The sequence below is a fragment of the Spirosoma taeanense genome (assembly GCF_013127955.1).
Taxonomy (GTDB): Bacteria; Bacteroidota; Bacteroidia; order Cytophagales; family Spirosomataceae; genus Spirosoma; species Spirosoma taeanense.
This window is the reverse complement of the sequence record NZ_CP053435.1, coordinates 1632211-1648957: the sequence shown is the minus strand read 5'-3', so window position 1 is coordinate 1648957 and position 16747 is coordinate 1632211. Positions and strand designations below refer to the sequence as shown.

The 16747-nt window shown below is 55.0% G+C and carries 14 protein-coding genes; 3 read left to right on the top strand and 11 right to left on the bottom strand.

Going from position 1 to position 16747, the window contains the following annotated elements:
* Positions 1-37 precede the first annotated feature (37 nt).
* Positions 38-2320 (bottom strand): family 78 glycoside hydrolase catalytic domain, encoded by a 2283-nt coding sequence (locus HNV11_RS07020; RefSeq protein ID WP_171738999.1) that lies wholly within the window; start codon positions 2318-2320, stop codon positions 38-40.
* A gap of 12 nt (positions 2321-2332) precedes the next feature.
* Positions 2333-3595 (bottom strand): DUF2264 domain-containing protein, encoded by a 1263-nt coding sequence (locus HNV11_RS07015; protein WP_171738998.1) that lies wholly within the window; start codon positions 3593-3595, stop codon positions 2333-2335.
* Positions 3596-3916: 321 nt separating this feature from the next.
* Here HNV11_RS07015 and HNV11_RS07010 point away from each other — a divergent pair, with 321 nt between their 5' ends.
* A complete protein-coding gene (locus tag HNV11_RS07010; protein ID WP_171738997.1) occupies positions 3917-4882 on the top strand; it encodes a YihY/virulence factor BrkB family protein in 966 nt (321 codons plus the stop codon).
* An 85-nt stretch (positions 4883-4967) separates the two neighbouring features.
* Positions 4968-6488, top strand: coding sequence for a GH3 family domain-containing protein (locus HNV11_RS07005; protein WP_171738996.1), 1521 nt, complete (start codon positions 4968-4970; stop codon positions 6486-6488).
* On the opposite strand, the gene HNV11_RS07000 is transcribed toward HNV11_RS07005, so the two are convergent.
* The 5 genes from HNV11_RS07000 to HNV11_RS06980 form a co-directional block, all read right to left on the bottom strand.
* A complete protein-coding gene (locus tag HNV11_RS07000; protein WP_171738995.1) occupies positions 6483-7118 on the bottom strand; it encodes a hypothetical protein in 636 nt (211 codons plus the stop codon). The genes HNV11_RS07005 and HNV11_RS07000 overlap by 6 nt on opposite strands.
* A 101-nt stretch (positions 7119-7219) precedes the next feature.
* Positions 7220-8041: an ATP-binding cassette domain-containing protein gene (locus HNV11_RS06995; RefSeq protein ID WP_171738994.1), complete on the bottom strand. Its 822-nt coding sequence runs from the start codon at positions 8039-8041 to the stop codon at positions 7220-7222.
* Positions 8038-8703 carry a molybdate ABC transporter permease subunit gene (gene modB, locus HNV11_RS06990; RefSeq protein ID WP_171738993.1) on the bottom strand — a complete coding sequence of 222 codons (666 nt, stop codon included), beginning with the start codon at positions 8701-8703 and terminating at the stop codon, positions 8038-8040. Before modB ends, HNV11_RS06995 begins: the two co-directional genes overlap by 4 nt.
* A gap of 16 nt (positions 8704-8719) precedes the next feature.
* The gene (modA, locus tag HNV11_RS06985; protein ID WP_171738992.1) at positions 8720-9466 is read right to left on the bottom strand and encodes a molybdate ABC transporter substrate-binding protein; all 747 of its coding nucleotides are present in this window, start codon (positions 9464-9466) and stop codon (positions 8720-8722) included.
* A gap of 34 nt (positions 9467-9500) precedes the next feature.
* Positions 9501-9980, bottom strand: a complete 480-nt coding sequence (locus tag HNV11_RS06980; RefSeq protein WP_171738991.1) for a molybdopterin-dependent oxidoreductase — start codon at positions 9978-9980, stop codon at positions 9501-9503.
* A gap of 270 nt (positions 9981-10250) precedes the next feature.
* Between HNV11_RS06980 and HNV11_RS06975 the strand changes: the two genes are divergently transcribed.
* The gene (locus HNV11_RS06975) at positions 10251-10700 is read left to right on the top strand and encodes a hypothetical protein (protein ID WP_171738990.1); all 450 of its coding nucleotides are present in this window, start codon (positions 10251-10253) and stop codon (positions 10698-10700) included.
* 144 nt (positions 10701-10844) lie between these two features.
* Here HNV11_RS06975 and HNV11_RS06970 read toward each other — a convergent pair whose 3' ends face one another.
* The 4 genes from HNV11_RS06970 to HNV11_RS06955 form a co-directional block, all read right to left on the bottom strand.
* Positions 10845-11393 (bottom strand): hypothetical protein, encoded by a 549-nt coding sequence (locus HNV11_RS06970; RefSeq protein WP_171738989.1) that lies wholly within the window; start codon positions 11391-11393, stop codon positions 10845-10847.
* 149 nt (positions 11394-11542) lie between these two features.
* Complete coding sequence (locus tag HNV11_RS06965) at positions 11543-12583, bottom strand: sensor histidine kinase (protein WP_171738988.1); 1041 nt, start codon at positions 12581-12583, stop codon at positions 11543-11545.
* 287 nt (positions 12584-12870) lie between these two features.
* On the bottom strand, positions 12871-13908 hold the full coding sequence (locus HNV11_RS06960; RefSeq protein ID WP_171738987.1) for a sugar phosphate isomerase/epimerase family protein: 1038 nt from the start codon (positions 13906-13908) through the stop codon (positions 12871-12873).
* A 50-nt stretch (positions 13909-13958) separates the two neighbouring features.
* A complete protein-coding gene (locus HNV11_RS06955) occupies positions 13959-16730 on the bottom strand; it encodes a DUF7133 domain-containing protein (protein ID WP_171738986.1) in 2772 nt (923 codons plus the stop codon).
* Positions 16731-16747: the final 17 nt, after the last annotated feature.

Here is a 16747-nt window from a genome sequence, read left to right as displayed (position 1 = left end):
GACCCGCCAACAGGACGGGTCGATTCTTGGTAACGGATTAATTGACGTCCCACTCGTAGGTGCCCGCGCTTACGTTGTCGATCTTCCAGAAGTTGCCCGCCGGAACAGCTTTGACGACAACACCGTTTTGCCGGACCTGGCTTTTGGCCTTTCTACGGGGCAGATACACCACCGCCTGCGTATTGCCGGGCAGCGTGGTACGTAACTGGAAGTGTTCCGGCGTGTTGGTAAAGGCAACGTTGATCGGACCGCGCAGCGTTGCCAGTTGCAGCGACGCCTGTCGCAGCGTATCGGGTTGGGGTTTGATCTGTACAGTTTCGAAAGCGGGCGACAGGGGCTCAATACCCATCAGTTTCCGCACGATGATGTTGGCCGGAGCCGATCCCCAGGCGTGATTCCAGTCCTGATTGGGTTTATAGCGCGTGTCCCAGGCTTCGGTCGTCATGGTCGAGCCCGTGCGGATCATGTTATACCAGCTTCGCTCTTCGGTGGAGGTCATCAGCGCCAGAGCATAAGCGCTTTCGTGGGCGTTATACAGGGCATCCAGCAGAAACTGCGACCCGTACACGCTGCACGCCATGCCTCGCGACCGGATATGCGCCAGCACGGCCGCTTGGTTTTTCTCCGGAACCAATCCGAAGGCCAGGGCCATCATGTTGGCGTGCAGGGACGAATGCTCCGTCTTTTCGCCGTCGTGAACCAGGCCGGTTCTGGCATCCAGGAACGTAGCCTGATACGCGGCTCTAACCCGACTGGCCTGATTTTTATAAAACAGGGCATCTTCTGGTTTCCCTAAACGGGTTGCCAGTTGGGCCATGAACACCAGCCCCTGATAATGCATGGCGTTCACGACCGCGTTATAGTCCTGAAAGACAAACCCGTCGGTTTCGCCCACTTCTTTCTTGCCCAGTCCTAAAACGCCCTGCTGCGGCCAGTCGACGATGTCCTGAATAATGGGGCGGCCATCGAACGTATCGTAATGAATCGATTTGGTAAAAGCCGGGGTCTGTAATCCGGTGCGCGTACTGATCAGGCCATCCGGTCGGGCGAGCGGCAGGAGCAGCTTGGCTTTCAGTTCCGGGTACAAGGCTTCGACCAGGCGCGAATCGCCCGAATACAGGAAGTCATACCAGGCAATCAAGACGTTTTGCAGCGACCATTCGGTCGGCCAGGTTGCGTGAAAAATCAGGTAATTCAGCGACCGCTTGACCATGTTGAATTCGGCATCGGTGGCGTAATGCGAGAGCTGATTCAGAAGAGCGTCGCCTTCGTAGGGAATCCGCTCGCGGTCACCATCCACGTAATACCCGCTGAACGTAGTGGCTTTGATGGTGTGCTTGCACAGGTCCCAGATCTGGTTCAGCGTCGTATCGGAACTGGTAAAAATCGTTGCGGTTTCGTCAAAGGGATAAGTGACCGTATGGCGGACAATCTGTTCAACCCGCGCGCTGCCGGCCGACGGCTCGACTTCGACGTAACGGAGCGGCAGCACCTCGCCAATGTAATCGGGCATTCGGATGGCTTTGGGACCCGTGTTGCGTTTGTCGGGTTTGAACTGCAGGGCGTAGCGGTGCTGGCCTTTTTGCAGCGGCAGCGAAATCCGGCGATAGCGAATCGTCCCCGCCGGTTTGGTGTCTATGTGCCCGTTGGGCGTGAGGGCCTCCCCTACGTGCAGCACCAGCGTGTCCTGCTCGGCGGTGGCCGTAACCGTCAGGAATACCTGCCCGAACGTGTCTTTGCCAAAATCATACAACGTTCTCCGACTCCCCAGTAGCTTCTGCGAACGGGGCTGATCTTCGGTCTTGACCAGCGGGTAATACGACGTTTCGTATGTCGACAGCGCCGGAGCGGTACGGAAGGCTTTAGGGTGCGCAAACAGGCTTTGGACGTTCTGCGCGTTCCAGACGCTTACTGTCCAGTAGTAAATCCGGTTCGTATCCAGCTGGCGATCGGCAGGCAGTAGTACCCCTACGCTCTGCCCGCTCGTCACCCGGTCCGAATCCCACACATCGCCCACCATGGCCCGACTGTTTTTCAGGGACGAGGACAGCAGGATACGGTAGGCCGTTTGCCGACCAAACATACCGGCATCGGGCAGTACCCAGCTGAAGGACGGCCGGGCACTGCGGATCAGGGCCAACTGCCCCGGAAAGTGGGTCGAGTCGGCGGCTTCGAGGGTCAGGTTCGTTAAAAAACCATTGCTCCACACCCGGTCGGTATGGAGCAGCAAATCGGTGCGGAGGGCCGTCGGCGCGGCCGGAATCTGAGCCGCCGTTCGCAGACTAAGGAACAGCAGCCCCAAAAAAAATAAACGTACCATCAACTTGTTTGGTTAGCGCAGGTCAACACTGTGGTCGTGCGGGAAATCTTCGCCACTCCAGACCCGCAGGGCGCTCCATTTGACCGGCGCATCGGCCCAGAACGGATCCGATTCGGGTAAGCCGAGCGGTAGGAAGATAGTCGACGCAAGGTACATACTCCCCTGATTGTTATAAACATCCGCAATATCCGGCTGCGCGCCGTAAAGGCCAATAGTCAGCCAGCCGTTCTGATACGTGGAAGGACTTTCCAGGGTTTTCTTAATGACCGCCGTCAGGGCACCGCGCACCTGAGCCGGTTTCAGTTCATTCGGCAGGGCTTTCCGCCAGGCCATATCGGCCAGATGGTGGAAGGCCGCCCCCCGATAGATCAGCGACCGCCCCGTTGGCGGGAACGACCCGTCGGCATTGATCAGCCGCTCCTGAATAACGGCATACCGTTCGTTACGCTTCCTGATCTTGGCAATCATGCCGGTATAGGCAGTCGTTTTCTGGCCGATGACCTCAACAATGGTAGCCAGATACGGATGGATTACGTAACTGTTATAGTAGTCAAAGGCATAATGAACGCCATCGGTGTACATGCCGTCGCCTACGTACCACTGCTCCAGTTGCTGAAGCGCGTAATCGACCCGCATGGGGTCCCATTCGTAGCCGTACTTGCAGAAGAAGGCTTCGGTCATGGCCGAAAACAGCAGCCAGTTGGAAAATACCGGCTTGTACCGGCGGGTCGCTTTCAGGGCATTGACCATTTTGACCTGATCGGTTTTGTCCAGGTGTTCCCAGAGCCAGGGCGCCCGTACAAACGCATACGCCAGAAACGACGCATCCACCAGTTGCTGTCCCCCCAGATCAAAGCGCATATAATCCTTCGCCGTTGAATCGAGTGCATGAGATAGTCCTTTCAAGACCCACTGCCGGTACTGGTTCCGTAGAGCCACTTCCTGCGGGGAGCCGCCTTCGCCCTGCAGCCAGGGCGCAATCCCGCTGAGCACCCGACCCAGCACTTCGAGGTACTGCACCTGAATCCGTTGTTCCGGGTTGTCGGCCCGTTTGGCAACTACCTTTGGCATCATGATCCGGAGGCTGTCCTGTGCCAGGCTGTACACCACCGGCCGAACCATCCGGTCCATTTCGGCCAGCCAGAACTGGCGGTCGCTAACCAGCGACGTTACGCTGGCCGACTTTTTGGCGGTTTTCTTCTGGGCGTAACTGGCAGTACCCGTAAGCGTAATGAGCAGGCAAATCAGGAAACACGGGGCACTGAGACACTTCATTTCTTGCTAATTTCTGTTTTGTTAAATACCGATTGACGGTTAGCCATAAAATCCATAGCCAGCTGTTGATTTATCCGGTCGACTTACCCCGACCAGGATCTTTTGTTGACTTCGGCTAGGCTTTCCGAGTGCTCCTTTCGCAGGCTCTTCCTAGGGAAAGATGAGCGGCATTGCCGTTTACTGTCTGGGCAGGGACGTTCCACCGGGGCCATTGCCCCTTCAAATGGTAACAACTGCCCCGGATTCTGGTTAGTCCTGTACGGCGACACCGTTACGTCGCGGATAAGACATTGCCCTTGTCCTGCAAATAACTCATCGTTTATGGATGCTAAAAACGTCAAGACTTTCTTTAGCAATAGCTGGATTGTAATCCGGGATGCCTTCAATGGGTTTCTGGACGATCGCTGCCTGAAATTAAGCGCGGCCCTGGCCTATTATACTGTGTTTTCGCTGGCTCCGCTGTTAGTGCTGGTCATGTCGCTGCTGAGCATCTTTCTGGGCGAGGAAGCTATTCAGGGCCAGGTTTTTGGCCAGATCAATGGTCTGATCGGCAATGAAGCGGCCAAACAGCTTCAGGACATGATCAAGAACGTGAAGCTGTCGAACGAAACCAACACGGCCTTAATCATTAGTATTCTTACCCTGTTGCTCGGTGCGACCAGCATTTTCGTGGAGATTCAGGACTCCGTTAACTTAATCTGGCGCGTCAAAGCCAAACCCAAGCGGGGCTGGCTCAAAATCATCAAAGATCGGCTGCTATCCTCTTCGCTGGTTGTCAGCTTAGGGTTTCTGCTCCTGGTTTCGCTGTTAATTAACGGCTTGATTCTTGCCCTGAGCGACGTACTGACGCGTTTCCTGCCCCAGATAGGCGTTGTGTTGGTTAGCGGGTTAAACTTTGCCATCAGTACACTGGTCGTTACGGTGCTCTTTGGTGTCATCTTCAAGGTGTTGCCTGATGCCAAGATTGCCTGGAAGGATGTTCGCTGGGGCGCTTTCTTTACGGCCCTGCTCTTCATGCTGGGGCGCTACCTGATTGGACTGTACATTGAGACCACCAGTACAAGCTCGACCTATGGCGCGGCCGGTTCGCTGATCGTCATTCTGACCTGGGTGTACTATACGGCTGCCATCCTGTATTTCGGAGCTGAGTTTACGCTGGCCTACGCCAACCATTTCGGGGTAAAGATTGAACCGGCGGATTATGCCGTGTATGTCGAACAAACTGAACGCGAGCGCGAAGTGGCCACCATCCCTACCGAACAGAAAGTAGAAGAAAGCAAAAAATAGTAGCCTCACAGGCCTTTCCGAAAAAAGAACAAAGCCCATGGATTCTGGTTAGTCGGAGAGATATACCATCCGATTCAGATTGTTTATGGCCGTTATTGGTGAGTTAATTCGAAAGGCAATTGATGTTTATGGCTTCATTACGTCGGACCCGGACCCGGCTCAGGCCCAGCGCGAAGTATTACAGAATCTACTGACGAAAGCAAAGCTGACGGCTTTTGGCAAAAAACACAACTTTAGTGAAATCCTGGCCAGCGCCGATCCGGTCAAGGCGTTCCAGCAGGTAGTTCCGGTCCATGACTACGATAAACTCTACAACGACTGGTGGCATTACCTGCTGGAAGGTCACCAGAACGTTACGTGGCCGGGCGGCCAGCAGTATTTTGCTCTGAGCAGCGGCACTACCAGTAACAGCAAATCGATTCCCGTCACGGACGATATGCTGGACGCCATCCGCAAATCGGGTTTGCAGCAGGTGGCGAGCCTGAAAAACTTCGATCTGCCCGCCGATTTCTTCGAAAAGCAGATCCTGATGCTCGGAAGCAGCGTCAGCCTCATTCAGAAAGACGACCATGAGGAAGGCGAGATCAGCGGCATCAGCGCGGCCAATCTGCCCACCTGGTTCCGAAGCTTTTACAAGCCGGGAGTTGAGATTGCTGCTATCAAAGACTGGGACGAAAAGGTGCGCCGGATTGCCGAAGAAGCACCCAGTTGGGACATTGGCAGCCTAAGCGGGATTCCGTCGTGGATCGAGATGATGCTCAAGGAAGTCATTGCCCACAACAAGCTCAATACCATCCACGACATCTGGCCAAACCTACAGGTATATACCACGGGCGGAGTGGCCTTCGAACCTTACCGGAAAAGCTTTGAAAAGCTTCTCGCCAGACCCTTAACCTATATCGACACCTACCTGACTTCAGAGGGCTATCTGGCCACGCAGAAACGGCCCGATACGTCGTCGATGGCGCTGATTCTGGATAATGGAATCTTCTTCGAGTTTGTCCCCTTCACCGACGAGAACATGGATGAAGACGGCCGGGTTAAACAGGACGCTAAAGTTCTTACGCTGGAAGAAGCCGAAGAAAACCAAGATTACGTGCTCCTGATTTCGACCGTTTCGGGCACCTGGCGGTATATGATCGGCGATACGGTCATGCTTACCGATAAGCAGCGCTCCGAGATAAAAATCACCGGCCGGACCAAGCATTTCCTGAACGTAGTTGGCGAACAGTTGTCTGTCTATCAGATGAATCAGGCCATGCAGAAAATGCAGAAACAGTTCGATATTGAGATTCAGGAGTTTGTCGTTTCGGCCATTCGTAAAGACGGCGAGTACATCAATAAATGGATGATCGGTGCCGATAAACAGGTAGATGGTCAGCCGTTTGCCGCTTCGCTGGATAGTGAACTGTGCGAAACCAACAAGAATTATAAAGTAGCCCGGAGCAAATCTTTGAAAGGGGTGGAGGCCGAGGTTATTCCGGTTGAACGCTTTTATCGCTGGAGCGAGGAGTATAAAAAGCTGGGCGGCCAGACCAAGATTCCGCGGGTGATGAAGGAAGACGATTTCCTCGAATTTGAACAGTACGTCAAAAGCCTGTCATAGGGCCGCTTTCTGCTGGGCCAGCTTTTCTTCTTCCAGCTTTTTCACCTGCTCAACAATCTCGTCCGGCGATACGTACAGCCGGGCGATTTTGTCTTTATAGGCCTGCGGCAGTTCGGCATGATCCAGAATGAATCGTTTTGTGGCGACGATGTAGTTGCCAAGGCCGTGATCAACCGCATACTGATCGGCAATCCGCTCGGCTTTTTTTACGTACTCCGGCGAAAACACGTAGGAAACGCCAAAACCAATCATGCCGAAACTGCTTTTCTGCTCATAGTCCATAATATGCCCCAGTTCATGCCCAATCCAGCCGATCATGATCTCGTCGGGAAGCTGATGGATAGGTACCGCCGAATGGGTCAGTTTGAACAACGCACTGATATTGATCCGGTAGGCCCGGCTTTGGCGACGGCCCACGAGTGACCGAAATACCGGCTGAGCCTGCATGACCGATGACTTTATTTTACGTTTGAAGACAAACCGAATGGTCGTGTTCTTTAACTGCGGATAGAACGCCAGGGCGGTCAGAACGTTTTTTTCAATTACCGCCGGTATTACTTTGTTAGTTCTGAACTCGGCAAGTTCGGGCGGAATATGGCTGTGCTCAGCACTGAGTCGGGATGTCAGCATAAGTAGCAGGAACGCCCACATGAGTCTGGGTATAGTTTAAACGCGTTAACGGAAGGTTAGTTCTGACCCGGTAACGAATATACACCCGAATGCGGACAGGTCTATTTGTCCCACCCCAGTTGAAAACGCGTTCCCACCTGTAACTGGCCCCACTTAGAATCAGCCGAGCGTAGTTGCAGGGTATCTGTTTCCAGCACCCACTGCTGATCGGCTTCGTCGAACCAGACCCGGTTGATCCGTTCGTTCTGCCGGTCTTGCCCGGCCTTACGTACCGGGGTCTGGTCGGATTGAATTTGCCCCTGCCGGAGCCGGACAACCCGGTCGGCCAGCGCCTGCACTTCGGCTTCGTGGTGGCTGACCAGAACCGTCGTCGTTCCCCAGGCGCGGTGCAGTTCCAGCAGCACCTGCCGCAACTGTCGGGCGGCTTCGTCGTCCAGAGCGGCAAAAGGTTCATCCAGGAGCAGGAGCCGGGGCCGACGAACCAGCGCACGGGCCAGAGCTACCCGCTGCTGCTGCCCCCCCGAAAGCAGCACCGGTTTCTGGTGCATGAACGGCCCCAGACCGGTAGCTTCAATGAGTTCGCTGGCCAGAGCCTGCTGCCCTTTTGGGGTAACAAACAGGATATTCTCCCAAACGGTCAGGTTGGGAAACAGAGCCGCATCCTGAAAGATATACCCCACCGAACGCTGCTGGGGGCGCTGGTTAATGCCCTGACCTGTATCCAGCCATACGACGTCGTCTACCGTAATCCGGCCCCGGCTGGGTGTTTCCAGCCCGGCCAGCAGCCGCAGCAGCGTCGTCTTGCCCGAACCCGACGCACCGACCAGGGCCGTCAGGCTTCCTGTCGCCAGTGTTATCTGCACGTGCAGCGTTCCGGCCCCTTCGGCAAACAGGCGGGCAAGGGTCAGATCGGCCGAAATCATACCGTAACGCGTTTGTTGATGCTATAGACGAGCAGTAGAATAACGAACGACAGAGCCAGCAGCAGGGCGGCATAGGCATGGGCCGTGTCAAAATGCAGCAGCTCAACTTCGTCGTAAATGGCAATCGAAGCGACCCGCGTTTGCCCCGGCAGGTTACCACCGATCATCAAAACCAGCCCGAACTCACCGATGGTGTGCGCAAACGATAACACGATCCCCGTCAGCAGGGCCGGTTTGCAGTTGGGCAGCAGCACCCGCCAGAGCGTCCGGACGGGCGATTGCCCCAGCGTATAGGCGGCTTCCCGCCAGGACACGGGCAGATTTTCCAGCCCCGCCTGAATGGGATGCACCATAAACGGCAGGCTATACAGCAGCGACGCCACGACCAGTCCTTCGAATGAAAAGACGAGCTGCAGATCAAAGGTTTGCAGCAGCCACGCCCCTAACCGACTGGTTGGGCTGAAGGCCAGCAGCAGGTAAAACCCCACGACCGAAGGCGGCAGCACCAGCGGCAGACTAACCAGCGCTTCGACGATAGGCTTGAGCCGAAATCGACTGAGCGCCAGCCAGCTGGCCAGTGGTATGCCAATAAGGAGCAGTAATACGGTTGTGACGCTGGCCAGTTGCAGAGTGAGCCAGATGGGTTCCCAGTCGATGGGCATAACTCAGAATAGACGATTAAGAGGTGGGTGCACGATACCCATATTGCTGCAAAATACGCCGGGCGGCCGGACTCCGCAAAAACTGCATGAACTGTCCGGCGGCTTTGGCCTGGTTCGTTCGTTTCAACACAACGACGCCCTGGGCAATGGGCGTGTACCCCGGTAGTGGCAGGTCAATCCAGTGGCCGCGCCCTTTCAGGCTGGGGTCCTGCACGACCGATTTGGCCGTAATCCCGACCTCGGCGGCACCCGACAGCACGTACCGGTTCACCTGAGAAATGCTTTCACCGTAAACCAGCCGGGGTTTTACCGGGTCCAGCAGTTTCCGGTATTTCAGCAGCGAAACGGCGGCTTCGCCATAGGGAGCGGTGGCAGGATTGGCAATGGCGATATGCCGAACGGCTGGGTTTTGCAGAACGCTCAAATCCGCCGAAAGCGGCAGGTTGCCCAGCGTCCAGAGCACCAGCGAACCATAGGCATAGATAACCGGAGCGGTTGTGGTCAGGTTTTGCTGGTGCAGCGTACGGGGATAATCCATATCCGCCGATAAAAACACGTCGTAGGGCGCCCCCTGCTGAATCTGCGTCGTGAGTTTACCGGAGGAGCTGACAATGGACTCGATTCTGATGCCCGTCTGTTTCTGGAAAGCCGCCTTCAGCGATTCCATGACAAATTGGGCATTGGCCGCCACGGCTACCCGAAGCGACTGCGCCTGTAAGCTGCTTGTCCAGAGTAAAAGAAAAAAAAGAATCGTTTTGGTCATGGTAATTCAGAGTGGACAGAACCTCAGGCAGGGCTTATTCAGCGATTCGCACCTCAATAGCTTTCACTACCCGAACCCAGCGGGTGGGCTTTTTCTCGCCGGGCACGATAACCCGATACGGCCCCGTGCCCGCCGGTAAGGCAGTCCCATCAACGCTGTCGGCCAGAAGAATAGTTCGGGTGGCAAACGCCGGATCAAGTTCCGGCAGCGCAAACACCACTTCATAACCATCGGCGGCTTTAACCACGGCATATTTGGTCAGGTGTTTACCCCGCAGTTCGCTGCCCGTACTGATGCCCGCCTGCTTCAGCAACTCAATCACCGGAACTCCCGAGTAACGGTGCTCCTTGCCATCACGGTCCGGGCTGGTTACGTCCGTATGCGGCATGGCTTTCAGCTCAGCAGCCTGTAGCGTGAGCGGTTTGGTTACTTCGCCAGAAACGGTCAGTGTCTGAGCGTAGACTTTACTCACCATCAGTAGCAGGCCCAAAAGAAATACGACGGGTCGGTTCATTATAGCTTGATTAGACGATGCGAGCCTGCACCATAAAGAACAGCTCGGCCAGAGCAGGCGTTATTTTCATTCAAATATAACGAACCTACTGAAATAGCCATACCATCTGTTGCAAAGCAGTATTCAGACATGTTATTCATTACTGCTGTTTGCTTAACGGCTCGAAACACCGACTATTCAGGCGCAACGTAAACATATTCATCCTCAGGAGCTTTAGTTCGTTTGCTCACGGGATACGTTTGCTGCGTTAACTAAAAACCCTTCCACACCATGCATGCAACTTACGCCTTCCCAAAGCCGCGCGGCTTCATCGGCTGCTTGCTGTTCGCCAGTATCAGCCTGGCTTCGCCATCGCTGTCTGCCCAGACCTTCATCGGTCGGGATTACCTCGCTGAATTTCCCATCGACTTTCAGGCGTTTGTCTTTCCGGCTCAGAAAAAGTCAGTCATCAACATCCGCATTGAAAACCGGTCGTCCAGAACCGTACGGATTCGGCTTATAAATGAAGAGCAAAAGGCGGTGTACGACGAGTATGCATCAGGACCCGAGTTCGCGGGTCGGTTCGACGTGTCAGCACTTCCATACGGGACTTATACCGTTGAGCTTAGTACGTCGTCCCTTCAGCACCGGCAGGAATTTCAGATTATGCCGCGGCAAACCGAACGTGTTGTGCTGCTGACCCGGCCAGCCGAGCAAAAAAGCTTGCTTGCCAGGCAATGATCAGTACGCCGATAGATTTCCGAATAGTCGGCCGACCATTTGGGAGTCTATCGGCACATAGTGAAACAGACGTCTAGACATACGGCCGGACAGAGCTATCAAAGCGGCCTCTCAATAAGCTGAAGGTGCAGGTTAGACCTGCACTTACCAGGACGTCGGCAGGAAGGTGCTGACATTGGTACCGCTTTTCTCAAACCGCACAACCAGGTTGGGTTGTCCATTGCTTCCCCGGTTGACCTCGTAGTAATACGTCTGCGCAGTGAGCTCCGATCGGTTCATTTTCCGGTCGATGTTTTTCCGCGGAAAGCATGAGTAAAAGCCCCGGTAGGTACCCTCGGTGGGCGTAGTCGTGAACGACCCGTCGGCTTCGTTGAAATCCACCCGGCCTTTTTCATACGTAAAGGCTTCGGTCCGGCAGTTCGCGTAGTCGCGGGTGGAAGCCACAAAATACTTCTCGTAGGTTCCATTGGCTTTGAAATCGAAAACGACGGCCAGCTCGAATGGTTTTCCCTGGTACGCGCCGTCATACGACCAGAAGTCGGCCATTGAGAAGGAGCCATACATCCATTTGCCTACCGCTTCCGGAGCCATGTGGCCACCCGGCACGATATCCGGATCTTTTTTACAGCTTACGCTGAAGGCCGCTACAAAGAGCAGCGCGAGCACGGGAATGCAGAACCATAACTTTTTCATTGGTTTAGAAGAGGACGGTACGTCGTCGCGTTTGTGTTGTTTACGGCTCAAAATTGGCCGACCGCCCGCTCCTGCTCAATGATTGACCGGTTGAAACGGAAAAAGCCGCCTGTGAAGCGGCTTAGGGAAGTGTTCGGTTTGTACGCGCGTTATTTTGTGCCGGCAATCAGTGGTAACGTCACCACAAACTGGCCATCCGCTTCCCGGATGGTCGGAACCGGGTAGCCCAGCATCTGGTACTTGGCCATGATGTTTGTTAGTCCTACTCCGTTGCTTAAAACCCGAACCGACTTCTTCTGCAACGAATTGCACACCGACAGATGAGCCTGACCGTCGGTCCCGATCTTAATCCGGAGTGGTTGATCGGGTAAGACAATATTGTGTTTAACGGCGTTCTCGACCAGTAGCTGTAAGGTCAGGGGCGGCAGTTGGTAACGGCCAAATCGCTCCTCGACGGATACCACCAGATCCAGACCGTTCCCATGTCGGGTTTTGAGCAGGTGATAATACGAACGGATAAAATCCAGCTCCGTGTCGAGGTCCGTCAGGTTCTGCTCATTGGCACGCAGCACATACCGGTACACCGAACTCAGTTCTTCAGCATAGACCTCAGCCTGTTGCGGATTCTCGCCAATGAGTGAGATAAGCGAGTTGAGACTATTAAAAAGAAAGTGCGGGTTTACCTGCTGCTTCAGGACGTCTAGTTGCTGCTGCATGTGCAACTGCTTCAGCTCATACTCCCGCGCTACGCTCTCCTGCCACTTACGATACGAATAAATGGCTTCCGAAATCCCGACCGATACGATATTACAGATGAAACCAATGAACAATACCAGACGAAACTTATCCGCGTCGAACTGATAGCCAGGTATGCGAAGCAGATCGTATAGCCAGAAAATAGAACACACCAGCACAACCATCAGGGCCACATAAGCGACCAGGCAGTAAACAAGCCGCTGGATGAGCTGATTGTGTTCCCTGTACCGGTAACGCATGTATTTCATCCAGGCATCGTCGCCCCAGGCAAAGAGGACATACAGCACCGTGGACCCTAGCGTAACTGGTACAAACACCGTTATATCCCTAAAATAAGACGATTCAAGAATCAGATAATTAGCTAGAAATACCGCTGGGTAGCTCACTACCATGACGAAAACATCATACCTATCCAGCGTAAACCATTCTTTCATATGCCCGCAGATTAGCGTATGTGAATATACTCAGCGAACCTAATAGATTAATCAGGAACTATAGATAAGCTGCATGGCCTGCAGATCGCACTAAGGCCATCCAGCGCTCACCAATTAACTGCTGTTTGCCCATTCTGCCCTTCATTAACAACCAGTTGCAAAAACGGAATTTAGTCTGACCGACTGTCCAACTTAAGAATAACGAATACAGCAAAACCCGGATTCTCAGCTCAAAACGATGGGTTGAGAATCCGGGTTTTATAATCTGACTATCAAACTAGGATAATCTACGTCAGCACCTTCCGGCATATTTCCAGGCACTTCTTCACTTCGGCAACGGAGCTGGAGCCGGCGGGTACCTGGTATTCCAGTTCGACCGTAGCCGGGAAGGTGTATTTCTGCTCACGCATCAGGTTCAAGACCTCGGTTAGGGGCGTATCGCCCTGCCCCCACGGCAGATTGCCCTTGCCGTGCGCCGGGTTCTGGCGGTCTTTGATGTGCATGCTGGCAATGCGATTGTGCTTCTGCCGGATTAATCCCAGCGGATCGGGCTGACCGGCGGCTATGTAGTGGCCTAAGTCAAAGTTCATCGCGTTACCCGGCGACTGCGCGAGCGCCGTATCCCAAAAGGTGGGCGTTTGCTGCTCATGGCCGTGATAGCCCACGCGCAGGCCGTGTTTCTGGGCCATTTGCCCCAATTTCAGCGTATGCGCATCGTTAGCCGGGTGCTCAAGCGTTACCTGGTTCGCGCCCAGGGCTTTGGCAGCCCGCATGCCGTAGTCAATATCCGCGTCGGTGCTTTGCATCCCAAACGCATCGGGCTTGAATCCATAGATCGAAACGCCCGCCTGGTTGTACATTTTCCGAACCTGTTCAAACTTGGCCATAGGCGCCGAAAGCCGCCACCTGGACACTTCCGCCCGATATGCTTTCATCTGCGCTTCGGCTTCGGCCAGGGTTTTCTGTTCGTCTTCGGTCAGCGCCTGATTCTCGCGTCGCTTTCGCATCAACGGAAACACCGACCGCATGTCGACCGTGCTCTTTGGCGCACCCGCAAACGACTCGGCGGGACCGCCCATCAACTCAATGGCGCTGATGCCGCTGTCCAGTACGTACTGTAAAGTAGCCTCGGCGCTTTGGTCGGGCATATCCCGGAACGAATACGTAATGACTCCGATCTGGACACCATTGAACATGGAGTTAGGCTTGTTCAGGTTCCGGATAATGGCGGGAGCGCCAAACAGTTTGTTGGTGCCGATAACGGCACTGGCGGCCAGAGCAGTTGATGCGCCCAGAAACTGACGACGGGTCTGTTGTTCTTTCATAGTTTTAGTTGTTAGGGTTTAGGCTGTAACCCGTGTAGCTACGGGCCCGGTTAATTCTGTGCAAAAACTTTCAACTGCCGCATGGACCACGGAATGGCTTCGCCATCGCTGGCCAGGCTTTCGTTGAGCCGTATCTTCATAAACCGGGATTTTGGCGCATTAATCGAGACGATATTGTCGCCCTCTACGCCTTTTACGTCGGCCATGACCGCCTGCCAGTGCTGGCCGTCCGGCGACACCTCGATAGTGTAGGCTCGCGGATAAGCCTGAATAAAGGGCGGGGGTACGTTTGGCTTGTTAGGATCACGTCGCCAGCCGGGCTTGATCGACTGCGGAGCCGTAAAATGCAGTTCGGCCACGTTCACTTCCTGCGGAAATTCGATCTGGTACCACATGCCCTTTTCCTGACGGCCGCCCGTCGACCAGCCTTCGTACGTAAAGGCGCTCGCGGGCGACGCATTGCCCCCGATCCGGGTTGAATTCGTGTGGCTGGCGGTCACTTTCAGGGTTTGCGGCTGCACCTCAAACGGGGTCAGCTTCGCCAGTTGGGTGTACTGATATGGTCCCTTCTGGGCTGCCGTTTTCTGACGAACTTTGGCGACCTGTTGCGGAGAAACCAGCGATGCATCGTTCGACAACCCGTTCCGAATGTACGAAAGCACGTCGGCCACCCACTCGTCTGACTGTTCTTTCATACTGGCCATCAGGCCACCCGCGTAGGTCTTGCCCTCAATGGCACCTTCCAGCCCGTGCAGCACTACGCGGATGGCATACTCCGGATGCGCCTGTATGTGCTGCGAACCTGCCAGCGCCGGAGCCAGCAGCCGACCATCGCCGGCGGGGGTACCCATACCATTGTTGCCGTGGCATTGCGAACACAGCTCGTTATAAATCAACGTGCCACGCTCTACCATTGCTTTTTGACTGGCCGCCAGTTCGGGGGCGCCAAAAGGCCCCATGTTCCGCGACTTGGGCGGGGTGAGAATCTGTTCACCCACCAGTTTGACACCCGCAGCCTTATTGCTGGCCATCGCGGTTTTGATCCCCGTTTCCATGTCGGGCAGCTTCAGCACCTTAGCCGACAGCATGGCCTGAATCTGTACATCGGTATCTGAATCAGCGAAGGCCCGGTTATAATCAGCCTCCAGCGTTTTGTCGCCGGCTTTATACAGCGTTTCGCCCGCCCGGAGCGCCTGTATACGCAGGCGCGGGTTAGCGTCTTTCAGCAGTTTCTGAACAACATCCACTTTTAACGCGCCCAGTCCTTCGAGTGTCCATAAGGCGTGCATCCGGGCAGGCAGGTTTTGACTGGTGAGCGCCAGGGCGGTTAGCTGCGGCACTACTGACAGGTCTTTACGCTGCACCATCACCTGCTGAGCCGCATCGCGCCACCAGCCATTGGGGTGTTCGAGGTGTTTAACCAGAGCGGCCGTTTTATCGCTGTACATAGTCGGCCGCGTTTTGTTACGCTCCTTCCCCTCGTAGGTAATCCGCCAGATTCGGCCTAGTCCCACGACTTTGTCCAACTGATACTGCTCGATTTTGGTCCGCAGATATGTTCCTTTCTGCGTCCACTGTCCTTCCTGAATGATTCCGTGGTACATATCCGTGATATACATCGTACCATCCGGGGCCGTTGTCATATCGACGGGGCGGAACAGCGGATCGGTCGAGCGCAGAAACTCGGCCTGCTTGTCCTGATAGACGTTGTGCAGCGTCGTGAGTCCATCCGTAACGACGGGATTGATCTGGCGGACAATCCGGGCTACGGGTTCACCGTAAAAATACTGGCCTTTCAGGTCGGCGGGCAGCCGATCACCACGATAGACGTCATTCCCGGCCGCACCCGTCACCCGTTTCAGCGAGCCATCGGGCTGGCGAACTTCGTCCATGCCGCCCTGCATATCCGCAAGTTTCACCGGAGCGCCCCACGGCACGTCGAAGCCCTGCGCAAACTCGTTCGGCACTTCGAAATTGCCGTAGTGAATCGGGAACTGGAAGTAAGATGGCAGGCCACTGGCTCCGCCCTGGAACCATAGTTTACCGTCGTCGTCGTGCGTAACGCCCCACTGCGCCCGGTTGAAGCCAGTTTTTTCGCGGATGATTCCGTTGGGCGTTTCCCGAATCCGGAACGCATTGACAGTGCTGTAGAGCCAGTTATCCATGCCCCAGTACATGAACGCCTGCTGGTGTTCTACGTTACCCGACCGGCCATACTTGTTGGTAAAAAACTCTTTCTTGTCGGCCTTACCGTCGCCGTTGGTATCGGTGTATTTATAGACATTGTCGGCATCTGACTCCATGGTCAGAATACAGTCTTTTCCGTAGGGCAGCACAAACCGCGGGAAGACCAGGTTGTCGACAAACGTAGTGCCGGTTTCGTAGACGCCATCGTTGTTTTTATCCTCCCAGCGCGAAATCCGGCTCGTTGGATTCAACTCATCTTTCGAGTCGGCGTTGAGCATATAGGTACGAAGTTCCAGCACGTACATCCGTCCGTTGGCATCGAACGAGATGGCTGCGGGCTGCTCAATAGCCGGCTCGGTCAGAATGGGCTCAATTTTGTAGCCGGGTGGCAGCAGAAACCGTTTGGCTTCTTCGGCGGGCGTTAACGGCTGCACGGGCGCTTTCGGCTCCAGATCAATATCTTTCCAATCCGGGTCATCGGGATTGGCGCCCTCAGGCAGAGTAAGCCGGGGAAGGGTATCGGCCGCGAAATGCTGCTGTAACCGAATTTGCTGGACGGGGTCGGCCCCCATGAACGCCAGCAACGAAACCGCGCCCAGGGCGACGGTCAACTGAACTGCATTGAAATGTTTCATTATACCATCAGAACCGA